Source organism: Peptoniphilus senegalensis JC140, from assembly GCF_000321025.1.
Lineage (GTDB): Bacteria > Bacillota > Clostridia > Tissierellales > Peptoniphilaceae > Peptoniphilus_A > Peptoniphilus_A senegalensis.
On record NZ_CAEL01000042.1, the window covers coordinates 1 to 852 of the forward strand.

An 852-nucleotide genomic window follows, 5' to 3' on the forward strand; every position below is an offset into this window, starting at 1 on the left:
AATCTTAGATACTACTCCAGATGCTACTGTTCTTCCACCTTCACGAATGGCAAATCTTAATCCTTCGTCCATTGCGATTGGTGTGATTAGTGTTACTGTAAATGTGGAGTTGTCTCCTGGCATTACCATTTCTGTTCCTTCTTTTAGTTGGATGTCTCCTGTTACGTCTGTTGTTCTGAAGTAGAATTGTGGTCTGTATCCGTTAAAGAATGGTGTATGTCTTCCACCTTCTTCTTTTGTTAGTACATATACTTCTGCTTCGAATTTTGTGTGTGGGTGGATTGTTCCTGGTGCTGCTAGGACTTGTCCTCTTTCGATTTCTTCTCTTTGTACTCCTCTTAGTAGGGCTCCGATGTTGTCTCCGGCTTCTGCTTGGTCTAGTTGTTTTCTAAACATTTCTACTCCGGTTACTACTACTTGTCTCTTTTCTTCTGTTAGTCCTACTACTTCTACTGTGTCGCCTACTTTTACTACACCTTGTTCTACTCTTCCTGTTGCTACTGTTCCTCTTCCTGTGATTGAGAAGATGTCTTCGATTGGCATTAGGAATGGGTGCTCTGTGTCTCTTGCTGGTGTTGGAATGTATTCGTCTACTTCTTCCATTAGTTTTGCTACTTTGTCTCCCCATTCTCCTTCTGGATCTTCTAGGGCTTTTAGTGCTGATCCTACTACGATTGGTGTGTTGTCTCCGTCAAAGTCGTATTCACTTAGTAGGTCTCTGATTTCCATTTCTACTAATTCGATTAGTTCTGGGTCATCTACTTGGTCTTCTTTGTTTAGGAATACTACTATCTTTGGTACACCTACTTGACGAGCTAGTAGAATGTGTTCTCTTGTTTGTGGCATTGGTCC

The 852-nt window shown here is 41.5% G+C and carries 1 protein-coding gene; it reads right to left on the reverse strand.

Annotated elements, in window-relative coordinates; genetic code table 11:
• Window positions 1-852 (reverse strand): elongation factor Tu (locus PTSHG_RS00015; RefSeq protein WP_019106898.1); only part of this gene is annotated, 852 nt, incomplete at both ends.